The following is a 7,315-nucleotide window of genomic DNA, read 5'->3' on the forward strand; positions in this document are numbered from 1 at the left end:
CATCCAGGAGCGCCCCGAGCGCATCGGCTACCTGCATCTCAAGCAGGTAGACACCTCGCTGCTCTTCGACGTGCTGAAGAACGACGTTCCTTTCGCTGATGCCGTCACGCAGGGCATCATGATCGAGCCGCCGCACGGCGTGCCCGATCTCGGGCCGATCATCGACGCGGTCGCCGCGATCGATTCCGAGATCTTCGCGATCGTCGAGCAGGACATGTACGGCTGCGACGTCGACTACCCCTTCCCCATCGCCCAGCGCACACGCGAGCACATCTTCGGATGCACCCATCTCGCCCGCATCCACTGATCCCTTCTCTTCTGGAGCACTGAACTCATGACCTCTGACCTCCGTATCGGCGTCGTCGGCGCCGGACTCATGGGCGCCGATCACATCGCGCGCATCACCCATCGCATCTCGGGCGCCGTCGTCTCGGCGATCGTCGAGCCCGATCCCGGGCGCGCGGCGGCGGCCGCGGAGAAGGCTCCGGGAGCCGTGACCTTCAGCCGTGTCGAAGACGCGATCGCCGCAGGGGCACTCGACGCCGGGCTGATCGCGACCCCGGGTCAGTTCCACGAGCCGGTTCTGGTGCCGGCACTCGAGGCCGGTCTTCCGATCCTGTGCGAGAAGCCGCTCACACCCGACTCCGCCACGTCGTGGGACATCATCCAGCGCGAGCAGAAGCTCGACAGGCCGCACATCCAGATCGGCTTCATGCGCCGCTTCGACCCCGAGTACGCGGCCCTGCGCGAACTGATCGCCTCGGGCGACGCCGGCGATCTGGTCATGGTGCGCGGCGTGCACCGCAACCCCTCCGTGCCCGACAGCTACACGCAGACGATGCTCATCACCGACTCGGTCGTGCATGAGTTCGACGTCATCCCGTGGTTGGCCGGATCCGCTGTGAAGTCGGTCGAGATCAAGTTCCCGCGGCGCAACACCCTCACTCCCGAGCACCTGCGCGAGCCCATCCTCGTGATCATGGAGCTCGAGAACGGTGTGCTCGTCGACGTCGAGATGAACGTGAGCGTGCAGTTCGGCTACCAGGTCGGCACCGAGGCGGTGTTCGAGAAGGGCATCGCCCGCATCGGGCAGCCGTCGGGCCTGCAGCAGTGGCGCGACGGGCAGTTCTCGATCAAGGACCACACGAGCTTCACGACGCGCTTCGCGGAGGCGTACGACCGCCAGATCCAGCGGTGGGTGAACGCCGTCAAGGACGGCCGCCTCGTCGACGGTCCTAATGCCTGGGACGGATACCTGGTCGCGCTCGCGTGCGAGGCGGGGGTCAAGGCGCTCGACGGCGGTATCGTTCCCGTCGAGGCTGCTGAGCGTCCTGCGTTCTACGCCTGAGCCGGAGAGGAACCGACATGGTCCGCATCGCACTCGACCCCACGCCGTACCACCACGATCACGCGCTCCTCGACTTCCCGGACGTCGCCGCGCGTCTCGGGTACGAGCATCTGCACCTCACGCCGCACGCCGATTTCGCTCCGTTCTTCCGGCATCCGAAGGCCGACGACGCGCTCGCCGCCGCGCTCAAGAAGCGCGCGGCGGACGCCGGTGTGACGATCCCCGCGCTGCTCCCGGTGCAGCGCATCTCGTCTCCCGTCGAGGCGGAGCGCACAGCGGCCGTGCGCAACATGCGGCGCATCATCGAGCTGGCCGTCGCTCTGGACGCCCCGGTGCTGAATACGGAGTTCTCGGGTCGACCGGAGCTCCAGGAGGAGAGTGAGGACGCGTTCTACCGCTCGATGGAAGAGCTGCTGCCGATCCTCGAGAAGGAAGGGGTGCGGATGAACATCGACCCGCACCCCGACGACTTCGTCGAGGACGGACTCGAGGCCTGGCGAGTGATCCGCGGGCTGAACTCGTCGGCCGTCGGATTCGTGTACGTCGCGTCTCACACGTTCCACTACGGCGACCGGGCGGCGACTCTGCTTCCCGAGATCGGTGAGCGACTGGGCGCGGTCTACGCGGCCGACACCTTCGATCACCATCGGTCTCATGGCCTCCGTTACATCTCGAACCCGCCCGGCAACGCGGCCCGCGTGCACCAGCACCTGCAGATCGGCGACGGCGACGTGAGCTGGACCGAACTGTTCGACACGCTGCGGGCGACCGGCTATCTGGATCGCCCCGATGCGCTGCTGGTCTCGAACGTCTTCGCCGAGGACGAGCGGGCCGACGAGGTCTCCCGCTTCCAGCTGCAGAGGCTGCGCGAGCTGATCGGCTGAGTCCCGCGCACGAGCCGCGCATCGCGCAGAAAAGCCCCCTCCTCGATCTCGAGGAGGGGGCTTTTCCATGGCCAGGGCGCACGAAGAGAGGGGGTGGGGAGCCGGTCAGGCTCCCCACCCCCTCTCAGAGGCGATGCATCATCGACCCGCGAGGCGCTCCCGACGAGGGATGGTGCGGATCGCCTGGGTGCGGAAGTCGGTCTCGAGCGTCTCGAGCGAGCGGCCCTTGGTCTCGGGGACCTGCGTCAGCACGAACCACAGCGATACGGCGTTGATCGCCGCGAACAGAGCGAAGGTCCAGGTGGACCCGATGCCCTCGACGATCTGCGGGAAGACGAAGGAGATGAACGCGTTGACCGTCCACAGCACGAACACGGCGAGGCCCATGGCGAGACCTCGGATCGCGAGCGGGAAGATCTCGCTCAGCAGCAGCCAGACGACGGTGCCGATGAAGCCCTGGACGAAGGCGACGAAGAGCATCATCGCCGCGAGAATCAGGTAGCTGACCCCATCCGACTCGGGCAGCAGGAAGACCAGGGAGAGCACGATCTGCGAGCCGACCACGCCGCTGAAGCCGATGGCCAGCATCCTGCGTCGTCCGATGAATCCGATCAACCAGATCCCCACGATGGTCATGATGACGCTGGTGAGCCCGACGCCGATCGTCGCGATGAGGGCGGCCTGGTCGCCGAGACCTGTCTGGGTCAGGATGCTGGGAGCGTAGTAGTTGACCGTGTTGATGCCGGTGGCCTGCTGCACCGTCGCGAGACCGAAGCCGACGTACAGGAGCCGTCGCATCCAGCGGTTGTCGCGCAGCGCCCGCCACGCGTGGCGACGCTGATCGCCCTCGACGCTCGCGTTCTGCGCGATCTCGGCAAGTTCTGTCTCGACCTCGTCGGGAGTGCGGCTCTTGCTGAGCACGAGTCGTGCCTCATCGAGTCGGCCTCGGGCGCCGAACCAGCGGGGCGATTCGGGCAGGAGCAGCATGCCGACGAGCAGGATGATCGCGGGCACGGATGCGACCGCCAGCATGATGCGCCAGACGTGCGTGTCACTGATCAGCACGGCGAGCAGCGCGTTGATCGCGAAGGCGAGCAGCTGACCCGTGACGATCATCAGCTCGTTGATCGTGACCATGCGGCCGCGTTTGTCGGCCGGCGCCATCTCTGCGAGGTAGAGGGGGCACGCCACGGCGGCGGCGCCTACTCCGAACCCGAGGAAGATGCGCGCGATCACCATGATCGTGACGTTCGGGGCGATCGCGCAGGCGATGGCTCCGATCAGGAAGATCACGGCGCAGACGAGAAGGCTGCGCTTGCGCCCGAGCGCATCGGCGATGCGCCCACCCAGCAGCGCGCCGAAGGCGGCGCCGGGGAAGAGGAGTGCGCTGACGACCCAGGCCTCTTCTCCCGTGGACATCGCGAGGTCATCTCGCATGTACAGCAGCGCACCGGAGATGACTCCGGTGTCGTAACCGAAGAGCAGGCCGCCGAGGGTGGAGATCACCGTGAGGCGAGCGAGGAACCCCCGCCCTGCGGTGCCGCCGGTCACAACCGACGACGGTCTGGTGATGCGGGAATTCGACACGAGGACGCTCCTTTGCGTGAAATCGCCGCGCGATGGGCTGCGGCGAGTGAGAGTGAGGAACACAACACGGGGTTCCATGTAAAGACATTCTTGCATGGACGAAAGATCGGGCGCAAGCGTTTGACGAACCGATCCGGAAAATGTGAGAATGTCAGGACAAACACTCAGGAGGAACCATGCCACTCGTACGTATCGACCACAGCGACGCCCGTTCGAACTCCCAGGAGATCTCGGAAGCGATCCACGACGCGATCGTCGAGGTGTACGGCATTCCGGTCCGTGACCGATTCCAGGTGGTCACCTCGCGATCGGCGACCACGATCATCGCGGAGGACGCCGGTCTCGGTTTCGATCGGACCGACCCGGTGATCATCCAGATCTTCACCCAGCGCGGGCGCAGCGACCAGACGAAGCAGAACCTCTATGCCGAGATCGCAGCTCGACTCGCTGCGGTGGGCGTCGCGGGCGAGGACGTCTTCATCGGATACGTCGAGAACGGCCCTCAGGACTGGTCGTTCGGTTTCGGGCGAGCGCAGTACCTCACCGGGGAGCTCGCCGTGCCATCTGCCGCTCCCACGGCGTGACCGCAGGGCATCCGGCGAAGTGGGGCCTCACCCGACGGGTCGTGCGGTCGATTCGCGCACGACGAGATCGAGCGGGAGGACGACCTTCGAGGGGACGCGGTTCCGCTCGGGGTCGATGAGTGTCTCCATCGCCCTCGTGCCGATCTCCCGCAGCGGAGAGCGGAGTGTCGTCAGCGCGGGGACGGCGAGCTCGGCGCTGAAGATGTCGTCGAACCCGATCACGCTGAACACCTCGGGCAGAGTGAGGCCGGCGCCGCGGGCCGCTCGGAGCAGACCGTGAGCGACCAGGTCATTGTAGGCCAGAACGGCGGTCACGCCGCTGGCGCGCACGCGAGGCAGTGCATCCGCCCCTGCCTCTACGGTCGGGGCCTCCACGGCGATCTCCACCAGAGATATGTCGCGCGACGTCGCCAGGTCGAGCGTGAGCTCCCACCGGGAGCGATTGATCTGCAGGCCGCTCAGGCCGAGGTAGGCCACGGATCGATGTCCGAGATCGCGGAGGTGATCCATGGCAGCGGTCAGCCCCATCGCCAGGTCGGGAATCACACTCGGCAGCGAGGGCGCCGAGTGGTTGGCCGCCACGATCGGCTTCACGCGAGCCAGGTCTGCGAGGGCTGCATCGTCGAGGCGCGAGGCGACGACGAGCAGACCGTCGACAGAAGACTGCAGAGCCTCGATGGTCTCCCGTTCGATGTCTGCTGTGGCTTCGGTCTCCGACACGACGAGGGTGAAGCCGCCGGCGCGGGCGACCTGCTCAGCGCCGCGGATCAGTTCGAAGTGAACCGGGTTCGTGATGTCGGGGAGAACGACGGCGTAGGTGCCCGACCGGCCGGTGGGAAGTGCCCGTGCCATGGGGTTGGCGCGGTAGCCGAGCTCGGCGGCCGCCGCGCGGATCTTCTCTTCGGTCGCTGCGTTCGTGCGGCCCGGCTTGTTCAGAGCGCGGGAGACCGTCGAGGGATTGAGGCCGACCCGCTGCGCGATGTCGTAGATGGTGGGTCGGCGAGCCGAGCGTCCGTCATCATCCGGTGCCTCGTCGGATGCGTGTGTCTCGTCTAGCGACATCGAGTGTCTTCCCCTCCATCGTGGCGACCGGCATCCGGTTCCTCGATCGTAGGGCAGGAGTCGCTTCGCGCGGGTGCACAACGGTCTGGGTGCCTTTGGCAACCGATTGACAAAATCGATGGGAACCGGTCTGATAGAGGAATGCTCCAGCCGCAACGCCGCGACCGCGACCGCCTGCTTCCTGCCGACCCGGCGACGCGTTCCGTCGCACGATCCCTGTACGAGAGCGTCTCAGCTGCGCCCATCGTCTCCCCGCATGGCCACGTGCCGGTGGAGTGGCTCGTCGACGATCGTCCTTTCGCCGACCCGGCATCTTTGCTGATCACGCACGACCATTACGTCACCAGGCTGCTGCATGCCTCGGGCATCGGACTCGATGAGCTCGGCGTCGGTGGGGCGACAGCGAACCCGCGCGAGGTGTGGCGGCTGTTCGCCGAACGGTGGACCCTGTTCGCGGGCACTGCGTCGGGGTACTGGCTGAGCGAGTCGCTCGAGAACGTGCTCGATCTGCGGACGCCGCTCACGGCCGCAACGGCAGACGATGCCTACGATCACATCGCCGCGAAGCTCGCCGATCCGAGCATGCGACCGCGCGCGCTCTACGAGAGCTTCAACATCGAGGTGCTCGCGACGACCGACGATCCGCTCGACGACCTTGCAGGGCATGCGGCGCTCACCGCCGAGGGTGCGGTCGGCAGGGTCGTGCCCACGTTCCGGCCCGACCGCTACCTCGACCCGGACGCCGCGGGCTTCGCCGAGAACGTCCGACGCCTGCTCGAGAGCACTGGGCAGCCCTGCACCTTCGCCGGCTACCTCGCAGCGCTCGAGCAGCGCAGGCGGTACTTCATCGAGCACGGAGCCGTCTCGGCCGACCACGGCGTCGAGGCGCCCGACACCCTCGATCTCGATGCCGTCGAGGGGCAGGCGCTGTTCGCCCGTGTCCTGACCGGGGGTGCGGATGCGGCCGATCGTCACGCCTTCCGCGCCCACATGCTGCTGCAGATGGCCCGGATGAGCGTCGACGACGGTCTGGTCATGACGATCCATGCGGGCGTGGTCCGCAATCACAATGCGGAGACGTTCGGCAGGTTCGGGCCCGACACGGGCCACGACATTCCCCGGCGCACCGACTTCGTCGGCGGTCTGCGGCCGCTACTCGAGCGGTTCGGGCTCGAGCGCGATCTGCATCTCGTGCTGTTCGCCGTCGACGAGACCGTCTATTCGCGGGAGGTCGCGCCGCTCGCGGGCTTCTACCCGAGCGTCTACATCGGGGCTCCGTGGTGGTTCCTCGACGCGCCCGACGCCATGGCCCGATTCCGGTCGGCCGTGACCGAGACCGCAGGATTCTCACGGGGGTCGGGCTTCATCGACGACACCCGCGCGTTCCTCTCGATCCCAGCCCGGCACGACACCGCGCGTCGAGCGGATGCCGCATTCCTCGCCCGCCTCGTGGTCGAGGGCCGGGTGAGCGAAGAATCGGCGGCCACGATCATCGACGACATCGTCGGTCCGCAGCCGAAGCGGGTGTTCAAGCTGTGAGCGGCACGACACTCGGAGTGCGCGAGTCGCCGGCCCCGCCCGTGCGGATCGTCCACATGGGGCTCGGCGCTTTCCACCGTTCGCATCTGGCCTGGTACACGGCCCACGCGTCGGACGCGGCTGAATGGGGGATCGCGGCGTACACCGGACGAAGCGCGGGACTCGCAGACGACCTCACCGCCCAGGACGGCCTCTACACACTGATCGTGCGCTCGCCGGCAGGCGACGAAGCCGAACGGATCGGCAGCATCGTCCGGGCGCATCCGGGAACCGACATCCCGTCGTTCGTGAACGACATCGCCGCTCCCGAG

The 7,315-nt window shown here is 67.2% G+C and carries 6 protein-coding genes and 2 pseudogenes; 6 read left to right on the forward strand and 2 right to left on the reverse strand.

All coding sequences use genetic code 11. The features are described from left to right. The 3 genes and pseudogenes from J7E68_RS01005 to J7E68_RS01015 form a co-directional block, all read left to right on the forward strand. A pseudogene (locus tag J7E68_RS01005) lies at positions 1-307 on the forward strand (2-keto-myo-inositol dehydratase); the annotation flags it as partial. A 27-nt stretch (positions 308-334) separates the two neighbouring features. Continuing rightward, positions 335-1,348: a Gfo/Idh/MocA family protein gene (locus tag J7E68_RS01010; RefSeq protein WP_215169037.1), complete on the forward strand. Its 1,014-nt coding sequence runs from the start codon at positions 335-337 to the stop codon at positions 1,346-1,348. Between the two features lie 17 nt (positions 1,349-1,365). Beyond that, on the forward strand, positions 1,366-2,232 hold the full coding sequence (locus tag J7E68_RS01015; protein ID WP_215169039.1) for a sugar phosphate isomerase/epimerase: 867 nt from the start codon (positions 1,366-1,368) through the stop codon (positions 2,230-2,232). Between the two features lie 138 nt (positions 2,233-2,370). On the opposite strand, the gene J7E68_RS01020 is transcribed toward J7E68_RS01015, so the two are convergent. Next, on the reverse strand, positions 2,371-3,819 hold the full coding sequence (locus J7E68_RS01020) for a sugar porter family MFS transporter (RefSeq protein WP_235560790.1): 1,449 nt from the start codon (positions 3,817-3,819) through the stop codon (positions 2,371-2,373). Between the two features lie 176 nt (positions 3,820-3,995). On the opposite strand from J7E68_RS01020, the gene J7E68_RS01025 reads away from it, so the two are divergent. Beyond that, a complete protein-coding gene (locus tag J7E68_RS01025) occupies positions 3,996-4,403 on the forward strand; it encodes a tautomerase family protein (protein WP_215169043.1) in 408 nt (135 codons plus the stop codon). A gap of 27 nt (positions 4,404-4,430) precedes the next feature. Here J7E68_RS01025 and J7E68_RS01030 read toward each other — a convergent pair whose 3' ends face one another. Continuing rightward, on the reverse strand, positions 4,431-5,465 hold the full coding sequence (locus J7E68_RS01030) for a LacI family DNA-binding transcriptional regulator (protein ID WP_215169045.1): 1,035 nt from the start codon (positions 5,463-5,465) through the stop codon (positions 4,431-4,433). A gap of 141 nt (positions 5,466-5,606) precedes the next feature. Between J7E68_RS01030 and uxaC the strand changes: the two genes are divergently transcribed. Together uxaC and J7E68_RS01040 are read left to right on the forward strand one after the other, a co-directional pair. Then, on the forward strand, positions 5,607-7,004 hold the full coding sequence (uxaC, locus tag J7E68_RS01035; protein WP_215169047.1) for a glucuronate isomerase: 1,398 nt from the start codon (positions 5,607-5,609) through the stop codon (positions 7,002-7,004). Next, positions 7,001-7,315, forward strand: a pseudogene (locus tag J7E68_RS01040) (mannitol dehydrogenase family protein); the annotation flags it as partial. The gene uxaC and the pseudogene J7E68_RS01040, both read left to right, overlap by 4 nt.

Origin of the sequence: Microbacterium sp. ISL-103 (assembly GCF_018613995.1) — a bacterium.
In the GTDB taxonomy this organism is placed as follows: Bacteria; Actinomycetota; Actinomycetes; order Actinomycetales; family Microbacteriaceae; genus Microbacterium.